The sequence below is a fragment of the Enterobacter sp. J49 genome, assembly GCF_002148625.1.
In the GTDB taxonomy this organism is placed as follows: domain Bacteria; phylum Pseudomonadota; class Gammaproteobacteria; order Enterobacterales; family Enterobacteriaceae; genus Enterobacter; species Enterobacter ludwigii.
This window is the reverse complement of sequence record NZ_MWPY01000019.1, coordinates 128,666-153,615: the sequence shown is the minus strand read 5'-3', so window position 1 is coordinate 153,615 and position 24,950 is coordinate 128,666. Positions and strand designations below refer to the sequence as shown.

Sequence of the window (24,950 nt, the reverse complement as noted above, 5' to 3'; positions counted from 1 at the left end):
TCCTTTTCTTTTCGCTATGCCGGTTTACACCGGCACGCCGCTGTGAAAGCGAAACTCGTTGTCCGGTGTCGAGATAAGTGTGGCTTCAATTTCGCCAAAAAGCTGTATGCGCGGTGAGATATCGTCGTCGCTCACCTGTTGGGCAAGCGTCAGGTAGTCCTGATAGTGGCGCGCTTCCGAGCGCAGCAGCGAGAGATAGAACTTCTGCAGGTCGTCGTCGAGGAACGGGGCCAGCGCGGCGAAACGCTCGCAGGAGCGGGCTTCGATGTAGGCACCGCAGATAAGCTTGTCGATAAGCGTCAGCGGTTCATGCGTGCGCACCCCTTTCAGCATCCCTTTGGCGTAGCGGCTGGCGGTGATTTTGACGTACGGAATGTCGCGCGCCAGCATCGCCTCGCGCACCTGCCAGAAGTGGTGCAGCTCTTCTTTGATCAGCAGCACCATGCTGTCGATAAGCGCCTGGCCCCACGGATCGTCGGTTTTGGGCATGACGCTTTTGCCAATCTGCTTGTGCAGGGCCACAAAATCCGGTTCCGGGCCTTCGCGGAAGGTGAACGCTTCGTAGGGTTTGAGCCAGTCGAGCAGCGCGTCGGCACCGCTTTCATCGGCGACGTATTTGCGCACCAGCAGCAGCGCGGTCTGGGCGGCCTTGAGCTCGCACACCATGTGGTCGGTGAGCAGCAGCGGCAGGTTCGCCGGGTCGCGGGCGTGATCAATCCATGCTTGTGGGGTCGGGCACTGGAGGAAGGTAAGAACGGGGGCGAGTATCTGCGGGTAATCCATGGTTCTGCCTTGAAAAAGCGGTGGCACGCGCCACCGCCTGAAACGCTTAGTGACGCACGCCGTCGTCGTCTTCGTCGATGAAATCTTCGTCGTCGCCTTCTTCGCCGTCTTCACCGTTCGGATCTTCGAAGTAGGTTCCCCAGCCGTCGTATTCCACTTCAAACTTCTCGGCCAGGTTCATCAGCTGTTCGACCTGAGCGTCGATCAGTTCTGCTTTCAGCGCGCCTTCGCTCAGAATATCGCAGCAGATGACGGTGTCGCCCTCTTCCACTTCCAGCTCTTCCGGCTCGGTCACTTCGTAACCCAGTTTGAAAGCTTCTACCGCCAGTTTTTCCAGCGCGTCGAAATCGTCAGCAGAGAAATGGTGCTCGATGGTGTACAGCGCGTCCGGATCGCTACCGTCTTCCAGCAGTTCTTCGATAATCAGGCGCGTCTCTTCGCGTTGCTCTTCCAGGTGTTCCGGGTTTGCCATGGCTCATTCCTCTTTAAAGTGCGGCAGATACTTCTATTTTCACACACGGACGGGTTTGCCTCCACCTTTGTTGGAAAGATTTGTGAAACGGGGTTGCAAATGAATAATTAGACATATAAAGTGAATTTTAATTCAATAAGTGGCATTTGCCATGTGAGGATAAAATGTCTGATCTGTACAAGAAACACTTTCTGAAATTGCTCGATTTTACCCCTGCACAGCTCAATTCCCTGCTGACCCTTGCCGCTCAGCTTAAAGCCGATAAAAAAAAGGGTAAGGAAGTACAAAAGCTTACTGGCAAAAACATCGCGCTCATCTTCGAAAAAGACTCAACCCGTACACGATGCTCTTTCGAAGTTGCCGCATTTGACCAGGGCGCGCGCGTCACGTATTTAGGGCCGAGCGGCAGCCAGATTGGGCATAAAGAATCAATTAAGGACACCGCACGGGTACTCGGGCGGATGTACGATGGCATTCAGTATCGCGGTCACGGCCAGGACGTGGTCGAAACGCTGGCGCAGTATGCAGGCGTGCCGGTGTGGAACGGGCTGACCAACGAGTTCCACCCAACGCAATTGCTGGCGGACCTGCTGACCATGCAGGAGCACCTGCCGGGCAAAGCGTTTAACGAGATGACGCTGGTTTATGCGGGCGATGCGCGTAACAACATGGGTAACTCGATGCTGGAAGCGGCAGCGTTAACCGGGCTGGATCTGCGTCTCGTGGCACCGAAAGCCTGCTGGCCGGAAGAGCGCCTGGTGGCGGAGTGCAGCGCGCTGGCGGAGAAGAACGGCGGGAAGATCACCCTGACGGAAGAGGTAGCGGCCGGCGTGAAAGGGGCGGACTTCATCTATACCGATGTATGGGTGTCGATGGGCGAGGCCAAAGAGAAGTGGGCCGAGCGGATTGCCCTGCTGCGCGGGTATCAGGTGAACGCGCAGATGATGGCGCTGACCGGTAACCCGGACGTGAAGTTCCTGCACTGTCTGCCAGCGTTCCATGACGACCAGACCACGCTGGGTAAGCAGATGGCGAAAGAGTTCGATCTGCACGGCGGAATGGAAGTGACAGACGAGGTGTTTGAATCGGCGGCGAGCATTGTGTTTGACCAGGCGGAAAACCGGATGCATACCATTAAGGCGGTGATGGTAGCGACGCTTGGGGAGTGAACCTCTGCGTTCTGGTGCCCTCACCCCGGCCCTCTTCCACCGGGAGAGGGCATAAACCGGCGCCACTTCATTGATTTTTCCGCCTGAAAAAGGTACGTTTTCGCCTTAATTCCTGCGTGGACATACCAGCATTATGCCGATAATTCAGTCTGTTGAACGTGCGTTGCAGATCCTCGACCTGTTTAACGAGCAGGCCACCGAGCTTAAGATCACCGACATCAGCAAACTGATGGGGCTGAGCAAAAGTACCCTCCACTCGCTGCTGAAAACCCTGCAGCTTCACGGCTATATCGATCAGAACCCGGAAAACGGTAAATATCGCCTCGGCATGAAGCTGGTTGAGCGCGGCCATTTTGTGGTGGGCTCAATCGATATTCGTCAGAAGGCGAAAGGCTGGCTGACGGAGCTGTCGCAGCGTACCGGGCAGACCACCCATCTGGGGATCCTGGACGGTCGTGAAGGCGTTTATATCGAGAAGATTGAAGGCAAGCTGGCGGCTATCGCCTATTCACGCATTGGTCGTCGGCTGCCGGTTCATGCCACCGCCATCGGCAAGGTGTTGATTGCCTGGCTTGGCGAGGCCGAGCTGAACGCCCTGCTTGAGGGCTATCAGTACACCACCTATACCCCTTCCACCCTTGCCTCCCGCGACGCGTTGCTGGAGGCCCTCGCAAAGACCCGCGAGCAGGGTTACGCCTTCGACCGCGAAGAGAACGAGCAGGGCGTGCGCTGCGTGGCGGTACCGGTGTGGAACCATGAATCCCGCGTGATTGCCGCCCTGAGTCTCTCGACGCTGACATCGCGGGTGGATGACGCCGAACTGGCCAGCTTCCGCGAGCAGCTTCAGCAGGCCGGGCTCCAGCTCTCACGCGCGCTGGGTTACCCGGCCTGAGCCGCTATTTCGTGAGTGGTTCGTAGGTGAAGTAATCAAAGTCTGCGTGGCAGCCGTCACCGCTGATGTCTTCGCAGTGCAGGCCGACAAACGCGCCGGTAAAGAAGCCGCGCCCGCCGATGTAGTCATCCGACAGTTTCCACGCTTCATACGTCACCGGCACGGTGTGCCACGTGTCACCGTCAAACGAGTAGCTGTAGCGATAAACCAGGGTGTCGACGTCAACCCGTAACCAGATGCTCTCTGCGCTGTCCGGTACCGGGATCGGCTGTTCATGCAGCGGCCACGACGGCACGTTGTGGTCAAGCTGGATCACTTTGATCGTTCTGCCCTGCCCCTCTTCGTAGTCCACAAAGCAGTAGCTCCAGTTTTTACTGTTGTAGTAGCAGGTCAGCCCGGCGCTCTGCTGGAAGTGAACCGGCGAGAACTGCATGCGCGTCTCTGCCCGGAAGGCGAAGTGCTGCCAGCGGCGTGCCACGGTCGACTGGGTAAAGGTCGAGTTAAGCGAGTCGTTGCCGTAAAGCCGCAAATACCCCGGGCGCACGCTGAGCGAGCCGAGGCTGTCGTCGAACGGAATGCGCAGGGTCTGCAGCTCCGGGTCAAGCGTGCTGCCGTCGAAATCCTCCCGCCAGCTGTCCCGGGAGGCGGCGGGCTGCTCCGCTATCTGCGGGCCGGGGACGGTCAGCTGCGCGTGTTTACCGCCGTCAACGTACGGCCAGCCGTCGCGCCATTCGATGCGCGCAATGCCGGTCTCGCGTCCCAGCGGGCAGTAGCCGCGCCCGCCCGAGGCCAGCAGCGGTATACCCGGCAGGCGCAGCGGTCGGCTGGTGAGGTAGGCCATATACCACTCCCCGGTGTGGGTCTGCAGCAGCGAGCCGTGGCCGCTCTTCTGCAGCGGGTTCTCCGGCAGATGCCAGCTGGTCATCATCGTCACGTCCGGATGCAGCTCGTACGGCCCGTCGAGCGTTTTTGAGCGCAGCAGCACCACCGCGTGTTCATAGCTGGTGCCGCCTTCGGCGACCATCAGGTAGTACCAGCCCTCTTTACGATAAAGGTGCGCCCCTTCGGTGTAGCAGAGCGGCGTGCCGGTAAACAGGGTTTTGCGCTCGGGCGAAAGGGTGCCGGTCTGCGGGTCAAACTCCTGCATCACGATGGTGTTATGCGGGTTGCTGTGATGGCGCGGCCCCCACGGCCGGTAGAGGTAGTATTTGCGGCCATCGTCGTCGTGGAACAGCGACGGGTCAAACCCTCCGTTGCCCATCGGGATCGGTTCGCTCCACGGCCCCTCGATGGAGGGCGCAGTGACAAGGAAGTTACGGCCATTTTTCCACGGCGAATCGACAATTTTCACGTCGGTGTACAGCAGCCAGAATTGGCCATCGGCGTAGCTCAGGCACGGCGCCCAGATGCCGCCGGAGTCCGGGTTGCCCTTCATGTCCAGCATCGACACCCTGTCCAGCGGCGTGCTGACCAGCGACCAGTTCTTCATGTCGCGGGAGTGGTAGATGCGCACGCCCGGAAACCATTCAAACGTCGAGGTGGCGATGTAGTAATCCTCCCCCTGACGGCACAGGGACGGGTCCGGGTTAAAGCCGGTGAGAATCGGGTTTGTTATCGTTGTCATGTTGCCTCCTGTTAATGGGATGCGGCTGTCGCAGCGTCGGGCACGGCGTCACCCTGCGTTGCACGGTGCTTAATCAGCTGCTGGCTGATGGCCGCCACGCGGGCGTCGGTGAGTTTGTAGAACGACAGCATGATGAACATGCCCACGTAGAGCACCACCGGCACCACGCAGAACAGAATTTTAATGGTGGTCAGCACTTCGACCGGCTGCACGCTGCTGCTGGCGGAGTAGTTCACATACGCCAGGATCCAGCCCACCACCGCGCCGCCAATCGCCAGACCGATCTTCAGGCTGAACAGGTAGGTGGAGAACACCAGCCCGTCGAGACGGCGACCGCTGCGGCTCTCCTCGTAATCCACCACGTCAGAGGCCATCAGCCACTGCAGAGGCGTGGTGGTGTTAAAGACGAACAGGAACAGAATGTTAAGGGCGAAAATCAGGGCGATATGTTCGGCCGGGATGAAGAAAATCAGCAGGCTGATCAGGGAGTAGGCCACGATAATCCACTTGAAGGCGGTCACCCGGTCAAAGCGCCCCAGCAGGCGGGATGAGCAGAGCGAACCAAACATGGTGGCGAGGCTGCCGTAAAGCAGAAACTGCGTCGCCATCTCCGGGTGATCCATGACGTATTTCACGAAGTAGAGCGTCGCCCCGCCGCGGACCACGTTGGAACAGGTCGCCATCATCTTGAACGCACACATAATGCGCCACTGGGTATTGCCGAACAGAAGCTTGAGGTCTTTCGACACCGACGACCCCGGCTGCACCTCAAAGGTGTAGCGCTCTTTGGTGGTGAAGAAGCAGACGTAGAGCAGCACCACGCCGCTCAGCCCCAGCACGCACATGGCGCCGAAATAGCCGACCTGCTCATCGCCTTTACCAATGATGCTCACCAGCGGCAGCGCAATGCCACTGATGGCCAGCGATCCCGCCGCCGCGAGGAAAAAGCGCCAGGACTGCAGCGCGTGGCGCTCTTTCGGGTCAGCGGTGATGACACCCGGCATGGCGCAGTAAGGGACGTTAACGAAGGTGTAGACCAGGGTCAGCAGAATGTAGGTTATGCAGGCGTAGATGATTTTACCCTGCGCGGAGAAGTCCGGCGTGTAGAAGGTCAACACGCAGACAATCCCAAACGGGATCGCGCCCCACAGCAGGAACGGACGGAACTGGCCGTGACGCGTGCGGGTGCGGTCAACCAGCAGCCCCATCAGCGGATCGGTGACGGCATCCAGCACGCGGGAAACTAAAAACAGCGTCCCCATAATGCCCGCCGACAGGCCAAACACGTCGGTATAGAAATAGGCCAGCAGGAACATGGTGGCCTGCCAGACAAAGCCGCAGGCGGTGTCACCCAGCCCGTAGCCAATTTTATCTTTCATGGTTAATTGCATCATTACCCCCAACGGCAGTACGTGGAACAGTGCAAACGCCAGGGTCCTGATTCAGGCAAATAAATGCCCGGTGCATCATCAGGAATACACCCTTATTTCGTGTGCTGAATTCACAACATCGTGTTAATAGAGTGTAATTAAGTGTTCAATTAACCGACAATGGTCATATCTTATTTCTGAATTATGATATTTTGCTTTTGTGACGCCACTCGACATCCTGATATCATTTAAAGACCTTGCTTTTCATGCAATTAGATTATTTACGCAATAATAAAAAACAGACATGCAAAAGCCGTCCACGGAATATTTTCCGTAGACGACAAGAGCCAGAAATATAATTAAAGACCGAGTGCTTTTTTACCGGCGTTAATTACCTCGATGATTTTATCGGTGTCATAAATACACCCTTTCCAGGTGCCGCCGCTCACCGACTGCAGAGCCGCCCACAGGCGGGTATCGTCCGGCAAAAATGCATGGGCGTGCAGGTCAGGATGCACCGGACGCGACGCCAGCACGCGCGCCCCCTCTTCCGGCGTCAGCGGCTGTTCCGCCGTGCCGATAAAGTTAACGCTGCCCGTTAAGGACAGGCGGTCGACGCCGATCTCAATGATATCGTTGTCGCGCAGCTTGCCGATGGGGCCACCTGCCAGCGCTTCCGGCGACACATGGCCGAAGCACGCCCCGGTTGATACCCCCGAGAAGCGCGCATCGGTGATCAGCGAGACCGTCTTGCCCCACGAGATATGTTTCAGCGCGGAGGTTAGCTGGTAGGTCTCTTCCATGCCGGTGCCGGACGGGCCTCCGCCAATCACCACCATAATATCGCCCTGCTGGATCGCTTCCTGCTTGATGGCCTTGATGGCCTGCGCTTCAGAGACAAACACCCGCACCCGGCCGGTATGGCGGTAAACGCCATCGTCATCCACAACAGACGGGTCGATGGCCGTGGCTTTGATCACCGACCCTTCGGGCGCGATATTGCCGGTCGGGAAGCAGACCGTCGAGGTCAGGCCTTTCGCGTGGGCGCGTTCAGGCGGCAGGATCACGTCATCCGGATCGACGCCGTCCTGCTCGCGCAGGCACTGACGAAAACGCGCCCGACGCGCTGAGTTTTCCCACCAGTCGAGGTTCTCCCCGACCGTCTGGCCGGTAACGGTCATGGCATCTTCATGCAGCAGCCCCAGCTTGCGCAGATGGAGCATCACCTCCGGCACGCCGCCCGCCAGGAAAGCACGCACCGTCGGGTGGTAGTCCGGGCCGTTTGGCAGCACACTCACCAGACGCGGAACCTTACGGTTGATGCGCGTCCAGTGCGCCACATCCGGAATGGTGCAGCCCGCCGCATGGGCAATCGCCGGGATGTGCAGCAGCAGGTTGGTGGAGCCGCCAAACGCCGCGTGAAGCACCATGGCGTTTTCAATGGCTTTGTCGGTCAGGATATCGCGGGTCGTGATCCCACGGTTATCCAGCTCGCTCACCGCCCGCGCAGACTGACGGGCAATCTCCAGCCATACGGCCTGCCCGGACGGGGCGAGCGCGGAGTGCGGTAGCGCCAGACCCAGCGCTTCGGCCACCACCTGTGACGTTCCCGCGGTGCCGAGAAACTGACAGCCGCCGCCGGGTGATGCGCAGGCGCGGCACCCCAGCTCGGCGGCCTCCTGCAGCGACAGCTCATGGTTAGCGAAACGCGCACCAATGGTCTGCACTTTTCCGGCATCTTCCCCCACGGTCGGCGGCAGCGTCGCCCCACCCGGCACCAGAATGGTCGGCAGATCATGCATGGAGGCCAGCGCAATCATGGTCGCGGGCAGCCCTTTATCGCAGGTTGCCACGCCGATCACCGCGCGCCGCGTCGGCAGGGAGCGGATCAGACGACGAAACACGATCGCCGCGTCATTACGGTACGGCAGGGAGTCGAACATGCCGTGGGTGCCCTGAGAGCGTCCGTCGCACGGATCGCTGACGAAGGCCGCAAACGGGATCCCACCATTACGGGTGATCTCCTTCGCCGCCGCCTGCATCTGCATGCCAATCTCCCAGTGCCCGGTGTGGTAGCCCAGCGCAACAGGTCGCCCGTCCCCGGCGCGAATGCCGCCCTGCGTACCGATAATCAGCACCTCTTTGCCGGTCAGCTTGTTGGCGTCCCAGCCCATACCGGCGTTTTGCGTCATGCCAAACAGGTTACCGCTGGGGGATTCCATCAGCATTTGCGGCGTCAGCGGCAGCGCCCCCTGCGGCCCGGCCGCATGGGTGATGACGGCATAAAACGCATCGTCCTGTGGGGTGAAAATTTTCTCAATGGTCATCGTCGTCTTCCGGTTCAGCAGAGCTTGAGCTGTTGCAACAGGGTTTTCAGCTGCGCCTTACGCGGTTCATCCAGTGGCGACGCGGGCGGCAGCACGTATGTGGAGATCGGGCGGCCGCACAGCACAATCGCCTCTTTAATGACGTTCACAAACGGCGTATCAAGCTGATACATCTGCGGTATTTGCAGCAGGACCTGGTGGTATTCGGCCGCCTTCGCCACCTCCTGGTCACGCCAGGCCTTCAGCAGATTCACCGACACCTGCGGAGCAAAGTTACCGCTGGCCGAGATCGCGCCATCGCCCCCCAGCAGCAGCGTATTAAACAGATGATCGTCATAGCCGCACAGCACCGTGAAGTGTGGATGGGCAGATTTGACGGTGTGGATCATGCTGCGCAGATGGGCGACGGAATCGATCGTGTCTTTGATGCCGACAATATTGCTCCGCGAGTCGGCCAGGGTTTTGACCAGCGCCGGAGTCAGATCCTGCCCGGTCAGCGCCGGGAAGTTATACAGCATTACCGGCAGCGTGACGCTGTCTGCCACCTGTTCGAAATAGCGGATCAGATTCGCTTCTGACACTTTCCAGTAGTATGGGTTGATCACCACGATCCCGTCGGCGCCGGCCTGCTGCGCATGCTGGCTCAGTTCAAGGGTTTCCCGGGCGTTGGTGCCACCGGTGCCAATCAGCACCGGCACCCGGCGATCGACATGATCGATAGCAAACCGGGCAATGGTTTTACGCTCTTCGGCGTTTAGCTGGGAGAACTCGCCGCCGCTGCCCAAAAAGAACAGGCCATCGACGCCTGCGGCGATCAGGTCGTCGATCAACGCGGCGGTGCCGTGTTTATCAAGCTGTCCATCGGCGGTAAAGATGGTGGAGACAGGGGGAATGATTCCCGTGAACAACGCGGTCTGCGGCATGAGATCTCCTTGCTGAATTATTTTGTTCTACATTATAGAACAGTGTTCATTAATTTAACGATCATACTATGACGCAGAAAAAGCGCAGGTAAATGGGAGGCGATGAGGGAGTGCGGAAAATATAAGCTGGATCACATAATGACGGGCTGCGGCCTGATGCTTTCACCCTCTCCCACCGGGAGAGGGTACGTTTTACCCTTCTCTTACGCTAACAGGGCTTACCCCACCAGCATTTTCACCACCACTTTACGTACCTTCGCAGGCGCGCCCACCGCGCACAGCGGCTTGTGCACTTCACCCGGATAGAACACCACAAAATCACCTTCACTTAACACCACCGTTTTCTCCTGCCCGCCCTCGGGCAAAAACGCGATGTCTTTATCCGCCAGCCAGTCGGTGTCCGGCGTGCCGTGCGGCAGGGTACTGAAGGTCATCCCCTCCTGGCCTTTCATGATTATCTGAATATCCAGATAGCGGGCGTGATACTCAGCGCGGCGCTCGGCAAACGGCTGGGTCATATCTTCAGACACCAGATAAAACAGGCTGTTGCCGTCGATGTCGTGCTTGCCGCAGGGGGTAGCATCGGTAACGTGCGCCTTGACGTACTCGATAGCCTGACGCAGTTCTTCAGGTAGCCAGGACTGCAGATGATGGATGTTGCCAGCGATCATAAATAAACCCTCAATATAAAACAGCGTTTCATTTTAATCTTTTATACGAGAATTCAGACTGTCCTACCACCGCTTTTTCGATGAGTTTTGCGCGAGCGCATGTTTATCGGGAAATGTGTTACTCCACTGTTAATCGCTCACAGGCATTTATGCAGTCTTTATGCATAACCTCAGCCCTCCGCTTTCAGGCCGTGATGCTAACTTACTGATCGTATACGCTTCATAGCAAAACTCTCTGTGACTTCACACTTTATCATTTTGGTAATTTGCTATTAAATCCCATAATTATTTATTGATTTTTCTTAAGTCAAAAATAGTTAATGGGTAATAGTGCATAGTCATTCTGCGCGCCGTTTAATTATCATTAAAATCAATACCATAACTAAATATGTCAAAACATTAAATTCTACAAAATAATAACAACTCCAAATAATGCCAACGGATCCTGCTTAGCTATTCACCCGCAAATATAATCAAATTAATCATTATCTGATACGAATCATGCAAATGAAAACAAACTCCTTAATAGCCATTTTCACGTGAGCGATGTCACAATATTCATTATTTAAGCGCCTACTATAAATCTCGAAATCAATTGAGCTTAGCCGCCATGTAAATAAAGACATCACATGGCGCATGCCCTTTTTATTCTGAAAAACAGTTAAAGGAATAATTATGGAAAAGCATTACGTCGGTTCTGAAATTGGTCAATTGCGTAGCGTTATGCTGCACCGCCCAAATTTAAGTCTGAAACGTTTAACGCCATCGAACTGCCAGGAGCTGCTATTCGATGATGTGCTCTCGGTTGAGCGGGCGGGTGAGGAGCATGACATCTTCGCTAACACCCTGCGCGAACAGGGTGTGGAAGTCCTGCTGTTGACCGACCTTCTCACGCAAACGCTTGATATTGCGGAGGCCAAAACCTGGCTGCTGGAGACGCAAATCTCTGACTATCGCCTCGGGCCAACCTTTGCCGGCGACGTACGCGGCTGGCTGGCAGATATGCCGCACCGCGAACTGGCACGCAGATTAAGCGGCGGATTAACCTACGGTGAAATTCCGGCGGCCTTTAAAAATATGGTGGTGGATACCCACACGGCAAATGATTTTATTATGAAGCCACTGCCTAACCATTTATTTACCCGCGATACCTCGTGCTGGATTTATAACGGCGTGTCAATTAACCCGATGGCCAAAGCGGCCCGCCAGCGTGAAACCAATAATCTCCGGGCCATATATCGCTGGCACCCTGCATTTGCCGATGGCGATTTTATTAAGTATTTCGGCGATGAAAACATTAATTACGACCACGCCACGTTAGAGGGCGGCGACGTATTAGTCATTGGCCGCGGCGCAGTGTTAATCGGCATGTCTGAACGCACCACGCCGCAGGGGGTTGAGTTCCTCGCCAATAGCCTGTTCAAACACCGCCAGGCCGAGCGCGTCATCGCTGTGGAACTGCCAAAACACCGCTCCTGCATGCACCTCGATACCGTCATGACCCACATCGACGTGGACACCTTCTCCGTCTACCCGGAAGTGGTGCGCAAAGACGCTCAGTGCTGGACGCTCACTCCGGACGGCCGCGGTGGCCTGCTGCGCACCCAGGAAACGGATCTGCTGCACGCCATTGAAAAAGCGCTCGGCATTAATCAGGTACGCCTGATCACCACCGGCGGCGACGCCTTTGAAGCCGAACGCGAACAGTGGAATGACGCGAATAACGTGCTGACCATCCGCCCGGGCGTGGTGATTGGCTACGAGCGTAACGTCTGGACCAACGAGAAATATGACAAAGCGGGTATCACCGTGCTGCCTATCCCGGGTGACGAACTGGGACGCGGCCGCGGCGGCGCGCGCTGCATGAGCTGCCCACTGGAACGCGACGGAATTTAAAGGAGCCATCATGGAACGAAAACCCACTCTGGTTGTGGCGCTTGGCGGTAACGCATTGCTGAAACGCGGCGAGCCGCTGGAAGCGGAGATCCAGCGCCAGAACATCGAGCTAGCGGCCCGCACCATCGCCGGGCTGACGGAACAGTGGCGCGTGGTACTGGTTCACGGCAACGGGCCGCAGGTTGGGCTGCTGGCGCTGCAAAACAGCGCGTACGACAAAGTCACCCCCTACCCGCTGGACATCCTCGGCGCCGAAAGTCAGGGAATGATCGGCTACATGCTCCAGCAGGCGCTGAAAAACAATCTGCCCCAGCGTGAGGTGAGCGTCCTGCTCACCCAGGTGGAAGTGGACGCCGCCGATCCGGCATTTACTAACCCGACCAAATACATCGGCCCGGTCTACAGCGAAGTCCAGGCAAACACGCTGCAGGCGGAGAAAGGCTGGGTGTTCAAGGCCGACGGCAGCTATTTCCGCCGGGTGGTTCCCTCTCCACAGCCGAAACGCATCGTTGAGAGCGACGCCATCACGGCACTGATACAGCGCGATCACCTGGTGATCTGCAACGGCGGCGGCGGCGTGCCGGTGGTGGAAAACGCCAATGGGTATCACGGCATTGAAGCGGTGATCGACAAAGACCTCTCTGCCGCCCTGCTGGCGCGCCAGATTGAAGCCGATGCCCTGCTGATCCTGACCGATGCCGACGCGGTGTACCTCGACTGGGGCAAACCAACCCAGCGTCCGCTGGCACAGGTCACGCCGGAACTGCTCAGGGGCATGCAGTTTGACGCCGGTTCGATGGGGCCGAAAGTGGCCGCCTGCCGCGAGTTTGTCGAGGCCTGCAACGGCATCGCCGGGATCGGCGCGCTGGCCGACGGGGCAGACATTCTGGCGGGCGAGAAAGGCACGTTGATTCGCCACTGAACCGTATTTTCCCCTCACCTTCCCTCTCTCCCTGTGGGCGAGGGTCGGGGTGAGGGCACCAGACAACACCATTTTAAAAGGGACGACCCAATGACCATCAATCTGAAAAACCGTAATTTCCTCAAACTGCTGGACTACACCCCGGCAGAAATCCAGTACCTGATCGACCTGGCCATCGAACTTAAAGCCGCCAAAAAAGCCGGACGTGAAAAACAAACCCTGGTCGGGAAAAACATCGCCCTGATTTTTGAAAAAACGTCCACGCGCACCCGCTGCGCCTTTGAAGTCGGAGCCTTTGACCAGGGCGCACAGGTGACCTACCTCGGCCCAAGCGGCTCGCAGATTGGCCACAAGGAGTCGATGAAAGACACCGCCCGCGTGCTGGGGCGGATGTACGACGGCATCGAGTATCGCGGCTACGGCCAGGCCATCGTGGAAGAGCTGGGCGAGTATGCGGGCGTGCCGGTGTGGAACGGCCTGACCGACGAGTTTCACCCCACGCAGATCCTCGCCGACCTGATGACCATGCTGGAGCATGCTCCGGGCAAAACCCTGCCGGACCTGAGCTTTGCCTACCTTGGCGACGCGCGGAACAACATGGGCAACTCCCTGATGGTCGGTGCCGCCAAAATGGGGATGGATATCCGCCTCGTCGCACCGAAATCGTTCTGGCCGGAAGCCGGGCTGGTTGAGCAGTGCCGCGCCATCGCCAAAGAGACCGGCGCACGCATCACGCTCACCGACGACGTGGAGGAAGGCGTACACGGTGCCGATTTCCTCTACACCGACGTGTGGGTCTCGATGGGCGAGCCGAAAGAGGCCTGGGCCGAGCGCGTCAGCCTGATGAAGCCTTACCAGATTAACGCCCAGGTGATGAAAGCCACCGGCAACCCGAACGTCAAGTTCATGCACTGCCTGCCGGCGTTCCACAACGAACACACCAAAGTCGGCCGTGAAATCGAGATGGCCTACGGCCTGAAAGGGCTGGAGGTGACGGAAGAGGTCTTCGAATCACCGAACTCAATCGTCTTTGACGAAGCAGAGAACCGCATGCACACCATTAAAGCGGTCATGGTGGCGACACTCGGCGACTAATCACCGCCCGGCGCGCCACGGGGTGCGCCGGGTACAGGAGAACATCATGGGCAAGTTCAAGTTTCCCTCCGCTTACACCATTCTCTTTTTTCTGATTGCCGTTGTGGCGGCACTGAGCTGGGTCGTGCCTGCCGGTCAGTATCAGATGGCAATGAATGAAACCCTCGGTAAAGAAGTGCCGATTGCCGGAACGTACGCGCACGTGGCGGCGCATCCGCAGGGGCTGGTTTCCGTACTGATGGCCCCCATTGCCGGGCTGTACGATCCCGTTTCCGGCCAGGCCGGGGCGATCGACGTCGCGCTGTTTATCCTGATCATCGGGGGATTTCTCGGGATCGTCACCAAAACCGGGGCGATCGACGCCGGGATCGAACGCGTAACCACCCGCCTTCGCGGACGTGAAGAGTGGATGATCCCGATCCTGATGGCGCTGTTCGCGGCTGGCGGCACCATTTACGGCATGGCCGAAGAGTCCCTGCCCTTTTATACCCTGCTGGTCCCGGTGATGCTGGCCGCCCGTTTCGATCCGGTTGTCGCTGCATCCACCGTGCTGCTCGGGGCGGGGATCGGCACGCTCGGCTCCACCATCAACCCGTTTGCCACGGTGATCGCCGCTAACGCCGCCGGGATCCCGTTCACCAACGGTATCGCCCTGCGCGTGGCGCTGCTGGTGATCGGCTGGATCATTTGCGTGGCATGGGTGATGCGCTATGCCCGTAAAGTGCGGCTGGATCCGTCATGCTCCATCGTCGCAGACAAGCAGGAAGAGAACCTCGCCCACTTCCTCGGCAATAAAGGCGAGCAGTCGCTGGAATTTACCCCGGTGCGCAAAATCATTCTGCTGATCTTCGCCCTCGCCTTCGCGGTGATGATCTACGGCGTAGCGGTGCTGGGCTGGTGGATGGCGGAGATCTCGGCGGTATTTTTGGCCAGCGCCATTATCGTCGGGCTGATTGCCCGTATGAGCGAAGAGGAGCTGACCTCGACGTTTATCAACGGCGCGCGAGATTTGCTGGGCGTCGCGCTGATTATCGGCATTGCGCGCGGTATCGTAGTCATTATGGATAAGGGCATGATTACCCACACCATTTTGCACAGCGCGGAAGGGCTGGTCAGCGGGTTGTCCACGGTGGCGTTTATCAACGTGATGTACTGGCTTGAGGTCGTGCTGTCATTTCTTGTGCCTTCTTCGTCCGGCCTGGCCGTTCTGACGATGCCGATCATGGCACCCCTTGCTGATTTCGCTAACGTCAACCGCGACCTGGTGGTTACGGCTTACCAGTCGGCCTCCGGCATCGTTAACCTGGTCACGCCGACCTCAGCGGTTGTGATGGGCGGTCTGGCGATTGCCCGTGTGCCTTACGTGCGTTACCTGAAATGGGTTGCGCCGCTGCTGGCGATCCTGACGGTGGTGATTATGGTGGCGTTAAGCCTGGGTGCCTTGTTGTAATTTGCCGGCTGGCACTGCGCCTGTCCGGCCTACGGACCGGTGCGGTGCCACCGGTTATGTCGGGAACTGATATGGGAAATATGATGGATTACGAAGACTGCTCTCCCAGAGAACAACTGCAGCTAACGGTGTGCCAGCAGCTGATCGCCGAAAAGAGTTATCTCTCCCAGGAAGAAATCCGCCGCGATTTGCAGGAGAGAGGGTTTGACAGCATCAGCCAGTCGACCGTTTCGCGTCTGCTGAAATTGCTCGGTGTCATAAAAATTCGAAATGCCAAAGGGCTAAAGATTTATTCGTTGAATCCTCAGTTGCGCCCTGCCCCCGATGCCGCGCGTACCGTTTCCGAAATGGTGGTGAGCGTGGAGCATAATAGCGAATTTATCCTTGTTCATACCGTGGCCGGATATGGCCGTGCGGTGGCGCGAATTCTGGATTATCACCAGTTACCGGAAATTTTAGGTGTGGTTGCCGGAAGCAGTATCGTCTGGGTCGCTCCCCGGGTGGTGAAGCGTACTGCGCTGGTGCATAAACAAATTAATTATTTACTCAGAACGCATTAATATTCATAAAGAACCGTTTGCATTGAGTAAAGTGTGCATTAAACCCCTTGATCCGAAAATCGAGCTGCGTATAATGCCCGACAATTTGCCGGGAGGAAGCATGGTCAAGCGTGTACGACATAACGTCTTACCGCGTCTGAAATCAGACGCTGGCCTGCCGTTTTTCTTCCCGTTGCACAATCTATTCCCAGAGCCCCTCATTTGAGGGGCTTTTTTTTGCCCGGCGTCAGGAGATAAACATGAATCCGCTTTATCAAAAACACATCATTTCCATAAACGACCTCAGCCGCGAAGAGCTGGAACTGGTTCTGGAAACCGCGGCAAAACTGAAGGCAAATCCGCAACCGGAACTGCTGAAGCACAAGGTGATTGCGAGCTGCTTCTTCGAAGCGTCGACCCGCACCCGCCTCTCCTTCGAAACCTCCATGCACCGCCTCGGCGCGAGCGTGGTGGGGTTTTCAGACAGCAGCAACACCTCGCTGGGTAAAAAAGGCGAAACGCTGGCGGATACCATTTCAGTTATCAGTACCTACGTTGATGCGATTGTGATGCGCCATCCGCAGGAAGGCGCGGCGCGTCTGGCGACCGAATTTTCCGGCGGTATTCCGGTGCTGAACGCCGGAGACGGGGCCAACCAGCATCCGACACAGACCCTGCTGGATCTGTTCACCATTCAGGAAACGCAGGGCCGTCTGGAAAACCTGAACATCGCCATGGTGGGTGACCTGAAATATGGCCGCACCGTTCACTCGCTGACCCAGGCGCTGGCGAAATTTAACGGCAACCACTTCTTCTTCATCGCGCCGGACGCGCTGGCGATGCCGCAGTACATCCTCGACATGCTGGACGAAAAAGGGATCCCGTGGAGTCTGCATGCCAGCATCGAAGAGGTGATGGGCAACGTCGATATTCTGTATATGACCCGCGTGCAAAAAGAGCGTCTGGATCCGTCTGAATACGCCAACGTGAAGGCACAGTTTGTGCTGCGCGCCAGCGACCTCGACGGCGCACGTGAGAATATGAAGGTGCTGCACCCGCTGCCGCGTATCGATGAGATCACCACCGACGTGGATAAAACGCCGCACGCCTGGTACTTCCAGCAGGCCGGAAACGGCATCTTCGCCCGCCAGGCGTTACTGGCACTGGTTCTGAATCGCGAATTGGCTCTGTAAGGGGAAACGACAATGACACACGATAACAAACTCCAGGTTGAAGCCATCAAACGTGGCACCGTGATTGACCACATCCCTGCTCAGATCGGCTTTAAGCTGCTGACGCTGTTCAAGCTGACCGAAACCGACCAGCGCATCACCATCGGCCTGAACCTGCCGTCGGGTGAAATGGGCCGCAAAGACCTGATCAAGATTGAAAACACCTTCCTGACCGACGAGCAGGTTAACCAGCTCTCTCTGTACGCGCCGGATGCCACCGTGAACCGCATCGACGAGTACGAAGTGGTCGGTAAATCCCGTCCCAATCTGCCGGATCGCATTGAAAATGTGCTGGTCTGCCCGAACAGCAACTGCATCAGTCATGCTGAGCCGGTTTCGTCCAGTTTTGCAGTGAAAAAACGTGCCGATGACATCGCACTCAAATGCAAATACTGCGAAAAAGAGTTTTCTCATTATGTGGTGCTGGCCAACTAATTGAGGTTGGTAAAGGATCCCGGCCTCCCTATAATGGCCGGGAACATTTAATCAGCTGTTATTCTGGAGAAATCATGACCAAAGTACTCGCGACGGAAAATGCACCAGCGGCTATCGGCCCATACGTTCAGGGCGTTGATCTGGGTAGCATGATTATTACCTCTGGCCAGATCCCGGTGAACCCAAAAACGGGTGAAGTGCCAGAAGACGTGGCGGCGCAGGCGCGTCAGTCGCTGGAAAACGTACAGGCTATCGTGGAGTCTGCGGGTCTGAAAGTGGGCGACATCGTGAAAACCACCGTGTTCGTGAAAGACCTGAACGATTTCGCGACCGTTAACGCCACGTACGAAGCGTTCTTCACTGAGCACAACGCCACTTTCCCTGCACGCTCCTGTGTGGAAGTTGCGCGTCTGCCTAAAGACGTGAAAATTGAAATCGAAGCGATCGCCGTACGTCGCTAAGTTTCAGTCAGGGGCAGCCGAGGCTGCCTTTGCGCCCGGCAGGCAACGCGCTACCGGGCGTTTTGCTACTGATTCCGCGTCGCCCGTAGCAGCGTTTCCAGCGGATACACCGCCGCAATCACCACTTCATCCTGTATTTTCGCCGCGTTATCCAGCTCGCCCTGAATAGAGGCAATCTCGTTGTCATCCAGCGTCCCCTGACGCGCCACCAGATCCGTCAGCCGCAGGCCAATCGAGGCCAGCTTATCCACCTCCTGAATAACCGGTTTAATCGCCTTCAGTGCGTAGCTGTTTTCACTTAATGCCAGCGCATCGCTGGTGTTGCTTTGCCAGCGGTTGAAGACGTGGCGCAGCGCGTCGGCGCTTTCCGTGTCTTCCGCGTCGCTGACCAGGCGGTCAGCCCATTTGTTCATCTGGCGCACCGTGGCACTTTCGGCGTTGAGCGCATCAGCAAACCGGTTGAGCGGTTCGAACTGATGGTAATTTCCGGCCTGGAACTTAAGGTGCTGACGGGTGTAATACTGCGCCGGCTCGATTGCCTGCGCGAGGATTTGCAGCGGAAGGGTATCGGCGTTATTCGCCAGACGCGTGAAATGCACCTGCTGCTGAGTATGCTGCTGCAGCCCGACCGAGACCGTCGACCAGCTGTCCATCGCCTGCAGGCGGGTGTACATATTGTCGACATCGTTAACGTCCTGCGCGGACCATAACCGCTCCGCCACCGCAAAGGTGCGCGGCCACAGGCGGATATCCAGCACCGGTGCGACCACGTTTTCCGCCCACAGCGCGGCTTCCCCGCCGAGCAGGTTCACCTGATGAGCGGCGTCCGGTACCACCGGCGGGATGCCTTTGGGGATATCGTCCAGCCGCTTGCCGCTAATGGGATAGCGGGCATTGCCCACCAGGAAATAGCCGCTCAGCTTATCGTTGTCCACCGACACCACCGGGCGCGTTTCGCCCATCCAGGTATCGACGGTAAACGTCACCTGATTGTCGTCGCGCCACGCAATATCCTGTACCGCACGACGGGATTTCCCGGTGAAATCAATAAATCCGCGCCAGCCGGAATCCCCTTTCACCAGGGTGAAGCTTCCCTCCACCGGCTTGCCTTTTAGACGCGGCATGGTGAATGTCCAGCTTTGAGCGCTGTCGGTGTCGCCAATCACATCCTCGCCGTTTAACCCCTGCGGCACAATTTCATTGCGGTAGTGATAGGCGGTGGACTGGGGCTGATCGAGGTAAAAGCCGGTCGAGAGAATGCCTTTATAGCCCTTCTGCACCACCTGCCCCAGCGCGTCCTGGCCCTGCCAGGACTGGATCAGAATGCTTTTTGGCAGATCAGGATGAGCAATCTCATCCCAGCCCACCATCTGCCGGTGGTGTTTTTCGAGGATATTTTCCAGCTTGCGGTTGAAATAGGCCTGCAGGGCATGGCTGTCTGCCAGTGTGTTGTCGCGCATAAACTGCTGAATGGCGGCGTTCGCTTTCCACTGGGTGTCATCCACCTCATCGCCGCCAATATGCAGATACGGATCGGGGAAGATCGCCGCCAGTTCACTGACCATCGCCTCCGCAAACTGATAGGTCGCCGCTTTTGTCGGATCCAGGACCGGTTTCAGCACGCCCCAGTGGCGTTCCATCACATACGGTCCCGGGGCGCTCATCAGTTCCGGGTAGGCCACGGCAATCGCCGAGGCGTGGCCCGGCATGTCGATCTCCGGCACCACGCGGATGCCGCGTTCGGTGGCATAGCGCACAACGTCGCGCATCTGTTCCGGCGTGTAAAACAGCCCGTCGCTGGCGAGCTGCGTGAGCTTTGGATAGCGTGTCGAGCTGAAGCGCCAGCCCTGATCGTCGGTCAAATGCCAGTGCAGCACGTTGAGTTTTGCCGCCGCCATGCCGTCAATCTGCCGTTTGATATCCGGCAGCGGGATAAAGTGTCGTGCCGAGTCAAGCAGCAGCCCACGCCACGGGAAACGGGGGGAATCCTCAATAATGACCCACGGCAGAGAGGTGTTTTCCGCCCCGTTTTGTATCAGCTGGAGCAGGGTTTCCATGGCGCGCAGCGCGCCAAAACGGGTGTTGGCGGTGATATCCACGCCACTGGCATCGACCGTAAGCGTATAGCGCTCATCGCTGTCCGGCAGCGGCTGCGGCTTCACTTTTTTGGTAATGGCAATGCGGATGGTGGGCTTGTCCGGTTTAACGGCCTGCGGCTGTAGCGTCCAGCCGGTTTGCAGGGCGATGCGCTGGCGCAGACGGTTGACCGCGTCGCCGAGGTCGTCTCCGGTAACGCTGACGGAAAGGGTGTTGCTGAGTACCAGTGCGCCCTGCGTCGTTGGACGTTCAACCTTCGCAGGCCAGGGCATCAGGGGAAGGTCGCCTGCCGGAGCGGCAAACGCTGACGCGCCGAGCATCAGCCCGGCGGTTAAGAGACTGTACCGTAACATGAATGTTCCTTATCTGACGGGCCAAATAAAGGCAAAACATTCAGTTAACATGCGCTCATTTTGTCGTCAAGCGAATGCGCTGACGGAGATCACAGGTTGTTGAATTTGGGAGGAAACGTACCCCTCTCCCGTGCCGGGAGAGGGGAGAAATCACTGCCACCCATACCGACGGCTATAGAAGCCTTTGACCATCTGCGTCAGCACCATGTAGCCCGCGAGGATCGCCACCAGCCACGGGAAGTAGCTCAGCGGCAGCGCCTGCAGCTGGAGGTAGCTGGCCAGCGGCGAGAACGGCAGTGCAATGCCGAGCGCCATCACGATACCGGTCATGACAATCAGCGGCCACGCGGCCCGGCTCTGGATGAACGGGATGCGACGCGTACGGATCATATGCACTATCAGCGTTTGCGACAGCAGCCCTACCACGAACCAGCCGGACTGGAACAGCGTCTGGTGTTCCGGCGTGTTGGCATGGAACACAAACCACATCAGACAGAAGGTCAGAATGTCGAAGATGGAGCTGATCGGGCCAAAGAACAGCATAAAGCGACCCAGATCGGACGGGTTCCAGCGCTGCGGCTTCTGGATCTGCTCGTCGTCCACGTTATCAAACGGGATGGCGACCTGAGAGACATCGTACATCAGGTTCTGGATCAGCAGGTGCAGCGGCAGCATCGGCAGGAACGGCAGAAACGCACTCGCCACCAGCACGCTGAAAACGTTACCGAAGTTGGAACTGGCGGTCATCTTGATGTACTTCAGCATGTTGGCGAAGGTACGACGTCCCTCGATAACGCCCTCCTCCAGCACCATCAGGCTCTTTTCCAGCAGAATGATATCTGCCGCTTCACGGGCAATGTCCACCGCACCGTCTACGGAGATACCAATATCCGCCGCACGCAGGGCGGGCGCATCGTTAATGCCGTCGCCCATAAAGCCCACCACATGCCCTTCCCGGCGCAGCAGGGTGACAATGCGCTCCTTGTGCATGGGTGTCAGCCGGGCGAACAGCGTGGTGCGCTGCGCAAGCGTAGCCAGCGCATCATCGGAGAGGGGCTCAATATCACTTCCCACAACGACGTCACCCGCATCCAGCCCCACTTCATGACACACTTTGGCGGCCACCAGCTCGCTGTCGCCGGTAAGGATTTTCACGGTGATGCCGCTGGCCTTTAACGCTTTCAGCGCAGGCGCGGTAGTCTCTTTCGGCGGATCGAGGAATGCGATATAACCCTCGAGGATCAGATCGGATTCGTCGATACGCTGATAGTCCCCTTCGCGTGCAGGCAGGAATTTACTCGCCACCGCCACCACGCGCAGCCCCTGACGGTTCAGGTTATCGGTGACGCGCTTGATACGGCGCAGCATGGTTTCATCCAGCGGCACAATGTCGCCGTTATAGCGCACTTGGGTTGAGACATTGAGGATCTCCTGCAATGCGCCTTTGCAGATCAGCTGATGCACGTCCGGATGCTCGCTCACCACCACCGACATGCGGCGGCGCTCGAAGTCGAACGGGATCTCATCCACTTTCTGCCAGCGCCCGGAAAGCGTGCGGGCAGATTCTTCATCCACGCCTTCGAGCACGGCGACGTCGAGCAGGTTTTTCAGCCCGGTCTGGTAGTGGCTGTTCAGCCAGGCGCTGTGCAGCACGCGATCGCTGGTTTTGCCGGCGATATCGGTGTGGTTCTCCAGCACAATTTTGTCCTGGGTCAGCGTGCCGGTTTTATCGGTGCAGAGAATGTCCATCGCGCCAAAGTTTTGAATGGCATCCAGGTGTTTGACGATCACTTTTTGTTTTGACAGTTTGACCGCCCCGCGCGCCAGCGTGGAGGTGACAATCATCGGCAGCATTTCAGGCGTTAACCCCACGGCGACGGAGAGCGCAAACAGCGCCGCTTCCCACCAGTCGCCCTTGGTATAGCCGTTGATCAGCAGCACAATCGGCGTCATCACCATCATAAAGCGGATCAGCAGCATGCTGACACGGCCAATCCCCTTCTGGAAGGCATTCGGTTCGCTCTCCTGCTCGCTCACGCGCCCGGCCAGCTGTCCAAACCAGGTGTTGCCGGCGGTAGCGATGACCATTGCCTGCGCCGTGCCGCTGACCACCGTAGTGCCCATAAAGCAGAGGGTGTCACACTCGAGCGGGTTCATCTGCTGCGGGTCGCGGGTGCGCGCCACTTTTTCCACCGGCAGAGATTCGCCGGTCAGCGAGGCCTGCGCCACGAACAGATCCCGCGCCTGAAGAATACGTAAATCCGCGGGGATCATGTCGCCAGCCGCCAGCTTCACCAGATCGCCCGGCACCAGCTGGTCGATGGGCAGCTCAACCCAGGCGTTCTCCCCGAGATCGTTAATGACGCGCGAGACGGTTGCAGTGTTGCTTACCATCGCTTTCAGGGCGTCTGCCGCGCGGGTAGAACGGGCCTCCTGAATAAAGTTCAGCAGCGTGGAGATCCCCACCATCAGGGCGATAACCCCGGCGGCAAACAGATCTTCGGTGGCATAGGAGATAATGCCAAGCACGGTCAGCAGCAGGTTGAACGGGTTACGGTAGCAGGTCCACAGATGCACCCACCACGGCGCCGGTTTTTGCGCCGGAATTTGGTTATCGCCATGCACGGCACGGATTTTTTCCACTTCCGCCGCGTTCAGCCCCTCCGGATGCCCGCCAAAGGCACGCCAGACTTCGTTTTCATCCATCGCCGCCACGTTCAGGCAGCGTTGGCTCAGGGAAGCAGGGATCGCTGCAGAGGCCATATTTTTGGCATTTGGCAGCGGGTCGCGCTGAACAAGACGATGTGGCAGGTGGCGGCTCAGCATCGCCTGCAGCTGCCGGGTGATATTTTTAAACATAGTCATTCCCCCGCGCCCGCAAACGCGGACACAGTATTTCCTGCAGGCGTGGCAAGGCCGTACCTGACAGGCACTTAATGTTTTAAGCAGGAACGTGCAGGACGTTGCTGCCTCACATACCGGTGAGACAGCACAAAGGCTGGCTTACCGGAAAGAAAGAACGCTCCCGTTCAGGAGAAGCGTGGGATCGGGATCCATGTCACCTCCGGTAAGTAAAAAAGTAGGGTGCCGCCGCGCAGTATAAGGATTTAACCGTACCGTTTGCGGCGATTCGGGCGGTATTATACTCCCCCGCAAATAAACCGAACGTAAACCAGACTTTGCCCATAGCGAAAACACGCTATAGCATTAGGCTCTACTGACCACGTTGTCATTGTTACAGGGAATACAGCATGCAGAACCGCCTTACGATAAAAGACATCGCGCGTTTAAGCGGCGTGGGGAAATCCACCGTATCGCGTGTGCTCAACAATGAGAGCGGTGTCAGCGAACGCACCCGCGAGCGCGTCGAGGCGGTAATGAATCAGCACGGTTTTTCCCCTTCCCGCTCTGCGCGCGCCATGCGCGGGCAAAGTGACAAAGTGGTTGCCATTATCGTCTCGCGTCTGGATTCCCTGTCCGAGAACCTCGCCGTTCAGACCATGCTGCCCGCCTTTTATGAGCAGGGCTACGACCCAATCATGATGGAGAGCCAGTTCTCCACGCAGCTGGTTGAAGAGCATCTGGGTATGCTCCAGCGGCGCAACATTGACGGCGTGGTGCTGTTCGGTTTTACCGGCATCAAAGAGGAGATGCTGAAGCCCTGGCAGGCGTCGATGGTGATGCTGGCGCGCGATGCCCACGGTTTTGCCTCCGTCTGTTACGACGATGAGGGGGCGATTATTACCCTGATGCAGCGTCTGTACGATAAAGGCCATCGCCATATCAGCTACCTCGGCGTACCGCATGCGGACGTTACCACCGGCAAACGGCGTCACGAGGCCTACCTGACCTTCTGTAAACAGCACAACCTTTCCGCCGTCGCGTCTCTGCCGGGTCTGGGAATGAAACAGGGCTACGAGCAGGTCGCCAGCGTGCTGACCCCGCAGACCACGGCGCTGGTGTGCGCCACCGATACCCTGGCGCTGGGCGCGAGTAAATATCTTCAGGAGCAACGCATAGAGGGACTGCAGATCGCGAGCGTAGGCAGTACGCCGCTGATGAAGTTTCTGCACCCGGAGATTATCACCGTCGATCCGGGCTACGCCGAGTCAGGCAGGCAGGCCGCTGCACAGCTGATCGAGCAAATTAACGGACGTGCTGAGCCGCGTCAGATCGTGATTCCCGCCCACCTTTCATAACCCCCGTTTATCAGTTTATTGTGATCTTCGCCCAATTTCG

General features: G+C 57.9%; 22 protein-coding genes and 1 pseudogene. 13 read left to right on the top strand and 10 right to left on the bottom strand.

The genetic code is table 11. The annotated features are described in order from the left end of the window. Nucleotides 1-24: 24 nt before the first annotated feature. Nucleotides 25-783, bottom strand: a complete 759-nt coding sequence (gene miaE, locus BJP35_RS03095) for a tRNA isopentenyl-2-thiomethyl-A-37 hydroxylase MiaE (protein WP_047356911.1) — start codon at nucleotides 781-783, stop codon at nucleotides 25-27. 46 nt (nucleotides 784-829) lie between these two features. Continuing rightward, complete coding sequence (rraB, locus tag BJP35_RS03090; RefSeq protein WP_014168417.1) at nucleotides 830-1,255, bottom strand: ribonuclease E inhibitor RraB; 426 nt, start codon at nucleotides 1,253-1,255, stop codon at nucleotides 830-832. Between the two features lie 120 nt (nucleotides 1,256-1,375). On the opposite strand from rraB, the gene BJP35_RS24510 reads away from it, so the two are divergent. The 3 genes from BJP35_RS24510 to xynR all read left to right on the top strand — a co-directional run bounded on the left by BJP35_RS24510 (nucleotide 1,376) and on the right by xynR (nucleotide 3,316). Further along, the gene (locus BJP35_RS24510) at nucleotides 1,376-1,450 is read left to right on the top strand and encodes a hypothetical protein (RefSeq protein WP_228176691.1); all 75 of its coding nucleotides are present in this window, start codon (nucleotides 1,376-1,378) and stop codon (nucleotides 1,448-1,450) included. Then, nucleotides 1,420-2,424, top strand: coding sequence for an ornithine carbamoyltransferase (gene argF, locus BJP35_RS03085; RefSeq protein ID WP_032679528.1), 1,005 nt, complete (start codon nucleotides 1,420-1,422; stop codon nucleotides 2,422-2,424). Before BJP35_RS24510 ends, argF (BJP35_RS03085) begins: the two co-directional genes overlap by 31 nt. A gap of 133 nt (nucleotides 2,425-2,557) precedes the next feature. After that, nucleotides 2,558-3,316 carry a DNA-binding transcriptional repressor XynR gene (xynR, locus tag BJP35_RS03080; protein ID WP_025205733.1) on the top strand — a complete coding sequence of 253 codons (759 nt, stop codon included), beginning with the start codon at nucleotides 2,558-2,560 and terminating at the stop codon, nucleotides 3,314-3,316. Nucleotides 3,317-3,320: 4 nt separating this feature from the next. Here the strand turns inward: xynR and BJP35_RS03075 are convergent, their stop codons facing one another. The 5 genes from BJP35_RS03075 to BJP35_RS03055 form a co-directional block, all read right to left on the bottom strand. Further along, entirely contained in the window at nucleotides 3,321-4,940 is a 1,620-nt protein-coding gene (locus BJP35_RS03075; RefSeq protein ID WP_086462897.1) for a glycoside hydrolase family 43 protein, read from the bottom strand. Between the two features lie 11 nt (nucleotides 4,941-4,951). Beyond that, complete coding sequence (locus tag BJP35_RS03070; protein WP_072126504.1) at nucleotides 4,952-6,334, bottom strand: MFS transporter; 1,383 nt, start codon at nucleotides 6,332-6,334, stop codon at nucleotides 4,952-4,954. A gap of 335 nt (nucleotides 6,335-6,669) precedes the next feature. Then, complete coding sequence (yagF, locus tag BJP35_RS03065; RefSeq protein WP_086462896.1) at nucleotides 6,670-8,637, bottom strand: xylonate dehydratase YagF; 1,968 nt, start codon at nucleotides 8,635-8,637, stop codon at nucleotides 6,670-6,672. Nucleotides 8,638-8,651: 14 nt separating this feature from the next. Next, the gene (yagE, locus tag BJP35_RS03060; protein ID WP_014168410.1) at nucleotides 8,652-9,560 is read right to left on the bottom strand and encodes a 2-keto-3-deoxygluconate aldolase; all 909 of its coding nucleotides are present in this window, start codon (nucleotides 9,558-9,560) and stop codon (nucleotides 8,652-8,654) included. 218 nt (nucleotides 9,561-9,778) lie between these two features. After that, nucleotides 9,779-10,231 (bottom strand): YhcH/YjgK/YiaL family protein, encoded by a 453-nt coding sequence (locus BJP35_RS03055; RefSeq protein ID WP_014168409.1) that lies wholly within the window; start codon nucleotides 10,229-10,231, stop codon nucleotides 9,779-9,781. A gap of 675 nt (nucleotides 10,232-10,906) precedes the next feature. Between BJP35_RS03055 and arcA the strand changes: the two genes are divergently transcribed. The 5 genes from arcA (at nucleotide 10,907) to BJP35_RS03030 (ending at nucleotide 16,154) form a co-directional block, all read left to right on the top strand. Beyond that, complete coding sequence (gene arcA, locus BJP35_RS03050) at nucleotides 10,907-12,127, top strand: arginine deiminase (RefSeq protein ID WP_020885388.1); 1,221 nt, start codon at nucleotides 10,907-10,909, stop codon at nucleotides 12,125-12,127. A 10-nt stretch (nucleotides 12,128-12,137) separates the two neighbouring features. Then, on the top strand, nucleotides 12,138-13,049 hold the full coding sequence (arcC, locus tag BJP35_RS03045; protein WP_086462895.1) for a carbamate kinase: 912 nt from the start codon (nucleotides 12,138-12,140) through the stop codon (nucleotides 13,047-13,049). Nucleotides 13,050-13,139: 90 nt separating this feature from the next. Then, on the top strand, nucleotides 13,140-14,144 hold the full coding sequence (gene argF, locus BJP35_RS03040) for an ornithine carbamoyltransferase (protein ID WP_020885389.1): 1,005 nt from the start codon (nucleotides 13,140-13,142) through the stop codon (nucleotides 14,142-14,144). 46 nt (nucleotides 14,145-14,190) lie between these two features. Then, on the top strand, nucleotides 14,191-15,594 hold the full coding sequence (locus BJP35_RS03035; protein ID WP_020885390.1) for a YfcC family protein: 1,404 nt from the start codon (nucleotides 14,191-14,193) through the stop codon (nucleotides 15,592-15,594). 80 nt (nucleotides 15,595-15,674) lie between these two features. Continuing rightward, nucleotides 15,675-16,154, top strand: coding sequence for an arginine repressor (locus tag BJP35_RS03030; protein ID WP_086462902.1), 480 nt, complete (start codon nucleotides 15,675-15,677; stop codon nucleotides 16,152-16,154). Nucleotides 16,155-16,157: 3 nt separating this feature from the next. Here BJP35_RS03030 and BJP35_RS24800 read toward each other — a convergent pair. Then, nucleotides 16,158-16,275 (bottom strand): annotated as a pseudogene (locus BJP35_RS24800) (hypothetical protein). On the opposite strand from BJP35_RS24800, the gene BJP35_RS03025 reads away from it, so the two are divergent. From BJP35_RS03025 to ridA, 4 genes are all read left to right on the top strand, one after another. Continuing rightward, nucleotides 16,255-16,359 carry a pyrBI operon leader peptide gene (locus BJP35_RS03025; RefSeq protein WP_168769597.1) on the top strand — a complete coding sequence of 35 codons (105 nt, stop codon included), beginning with the start codon at nucleotides 16,255-16,257 and terminating at the stop codon, nucleotides 16,357-16,359. The pseudogene BJP35_RS24800 and the gene BJP35_RS03025 sit on opposite strands and share 21 nt — an antisense overlap. A gap of 34 nt (nucleotides 16,360-16,393) precedes the next feature. After that, nucleotides 16,394-17,326, top strand: coding sequence for an aspartate carbamoyltransferase (pyrB, locus tag BJP35_RS03020; protein WP_014168402.1), 933 nt, complete (start codon nucleotides 16,394-16,396; stop codon nucleotides 17,324-17,326). Nucleotides 17,327-17,338: 12 nt separating this feature from the next. Continuing rightward, nucleotides 17,339-17,800 carry an aspartate carbamoyltransferase regulatory subunit gene (gene pyrI / locus BJP35_RS03015; RefSeq protein WP_025205744.1) on the top strand — a complete coding sequence of 154 codons (462 nt, stop codon included), beginning with the start codon at nucleotides 17,339-17,341 and terminating at the stop codon, nucleotides 17,798-17,800. A 74-nt stretch (nucleotides 17,801-17,874) separates the two neighbouring features. After that, a complete protein-coding gene (ridA, locus tag BJP35_RS03010) occupies nucleotides 17,875-18,261 on the top strand; it encodes a 2-iminobutanoate/2-iminopropanoate deaminase (protein ID WP_014168399.1) in 387 nt (128 codons plus the stop codon). 65 nt (nucleotides 18,262-18,326) lie between these two features. Here the strand turns inward: ridA and BJP35_RS03005 are convergent, their stop codons facing one another. Together BJP35_RS03005 and mgtA are read right to left on the bottom strand one after the other, a co-directional pair. After that, the gene (locus BJP35_RS03005; protein ID WP_086462894.1) at nucleotides 18,327-20,711 is read right to left on the bottom strand and encodes a beta-N-acetylhexosaminidase; all 2,385 of its coding nucleotides are present in this window, start codon (nucleotides 20,709-20,711) and stop codon (nucleotides 18,327-18,329) included. 150 nt (nucleotides 20,712-20,861) lie between these two features. Then, a complete protein-coding gene (gene mgtA / locus BJP35_RS03000; protein ID WP_086462901.1) occupies nucleotides 20,862-23,570 on the bottom strand; it encodes a magnesium-translocating P-type ATPase in 2,709 nt (902 codons plus the stop codon). Between the two features lie 392 nt (nucleotides 23,571-23,962). On the opposite strand from mgtA, the gene treR reads away from it, so the two are divergent. Then, complete coding sequence (gene treR / locus BJP35_RS02995; RefSeq protein ID WP_014168396.1) at nucleotides 23,963-24,910, top strand: trehalose operon repressor TreR; 948 nt, start codon at nucleotides 23,963-23,965, stop codon at nucleotides 24,908-24,910. The last annotated feature ends 40 nt before the right edge of the window (nucleotides 24,911-24,950 follow it).

What these genes read in the sequence shown, in the direction of transcription:
- arcC (WP_086462895.1), top strand. Translation starts at nt 12,138, where the DNA reads ATGGAACGAAAACCCACTCTGGTTGTGGCGCTTGGCGGTAACGCATTG.
- rraB (WP_014168417.1), bottom strand. Translation starts at nt 1,255, where the DNA reads ATGGCAAACCCGGAACACCTGGAAGAGCAACGCGAAGAGACGCGCCTG.
- arcA (WP_020885388.1), top strand. Translation starts at nt 10,907, where the DNA reads ATGGAAAAGCATTACGTCGGTTCTGAAATTGGTCAATTGCGTAGCGTT.
- argF (WP_020885389.1), top strand. Translation starts at nt 13,140, where the DNA reads ATGACCATCAATCTGAAAAACCGTAATTTCCTCAAACTGCTGGACTAC.
- BJP35_RS03025 (WP_168769597.1), top strand. Translation starts at nt 16,255, where the DNA reads ATGGTCAAGCGTGTACGACATAACGTCTTACCGCGTCTGAAATCAGAC.
- BJP35_RS03070 (WP_072126504.1), bottom strand. Translation starts at nt 6,334, where the DNA reads ATGATGCAATTAACCATGAAAGATAAAATTGGCTACGGGCTGGGTGAC.
- BJP35_RS03055 (WP_014168409.1), bottom strand. Translation starts at nt 10,231, where the DNA reads ATGATCGCTGGCAACATCCATCATCTGCAGTCCTGGCTACCTGAAGAA.
- BJP35_RS03035 (WP_020885390.1), top strand. Translation starts at nt 14,191, where the DNA reads ATGGGCAAGTTCAAGTTTCCCTCCGCTTACACCATTCTCTTTTTTCTG.
- mgtA (WP_086462901.1), bottom strand. Translation starts at nt 23,570, where the DNA reads ATGTTTAAAAATATCACCCGGCAGCTGCAGGCGATGCTGAGCCGCCAC.
- miaE (WP_047356911.1), bottom strand. Translation starts at nt 783, where the DNA reads ATGGATTACCCGCAGATACTCGCCCCCGTTCTTACCTTCCTCCAGTGC.
- BJP35_RS03075 (WP_086462897.1), bottom strand. Translation starts at nt 4,940, where the DNA reads ATGACAACGATAACAAACCCGATTCTCACCGGCTTTAACCCGGACCCG.
- BJP35_RS03030 (WP_086462902.1), top strand. Translation starts at nt 15,675, where the DNA reads ATGATGGATTACGAAGACTGCTCTCCCAGAGAACAACTGCAGCTAACG.
- pyrI (WP_025205744.1), top strand. Translation starts at nt 17,339, where the DNA reads ATGACACACGATAACAAACTCCAGGTTGAAGCCATCAAACGTGGCACC.
- ridA (WP_014168399.1), top strand. Translation starts at nt 17,875, where the DNA reads ATGACCAAAGTACTCGCGACGGAAAATGCACCAGCGGCTATCGGCCCA.
- BJP35_RS03005 (WP_086462894.1), bottom strand. Translation starts at nt 20,711, where the DNA reads ATGTTACGGTACAGTCTCTTAACCGCCGGGCTGATGCTCGGCGCGTCA.
- yagE (WP_014168410.1), bottom strand. Translation starts at nt 9,560, where the DNA reads ATGCCGCAGACCGCGTTGTTCACGGGAATCATTCCCCCTGTCTCCACC.
- yagF (WP_086462896.1), bottom strand. Translation starts at nt 8,637, where the DNA reads ATGACCATTGAGAAAATTTTCACCCCACAGGACGATGCGTTTTATGCC.
- xynR (WP_025205733.1), top strand. Translation starts at nt 2,558, where the DNA reads ATGCCGATAATTCAGTCTGTTGAACGTGCGTTGCAGATCCTCGACCTG.
- pyrB (WP_014168402.1), top strand. Translation starts at nt 16,394, where the DNA reads ATGAATCCGCTTTATCAAAAACACATCATTTCCATAAACGACCTCAGC.
- argF (WP_032679528.1), top strand. Translation starts at nt 1,420, where the DNA reads ATGTCTGATCTGTACAAGAAACACTTTCTGAAATTGCTCGATTTTACC.
- treR (WP_014168396.1), top strand. Translation starts at nt 23,963, where the DNA reads ATGCAGAACCGCCTTACGATAAAAGACATCGCGCGTTTAAGCGGCGTG.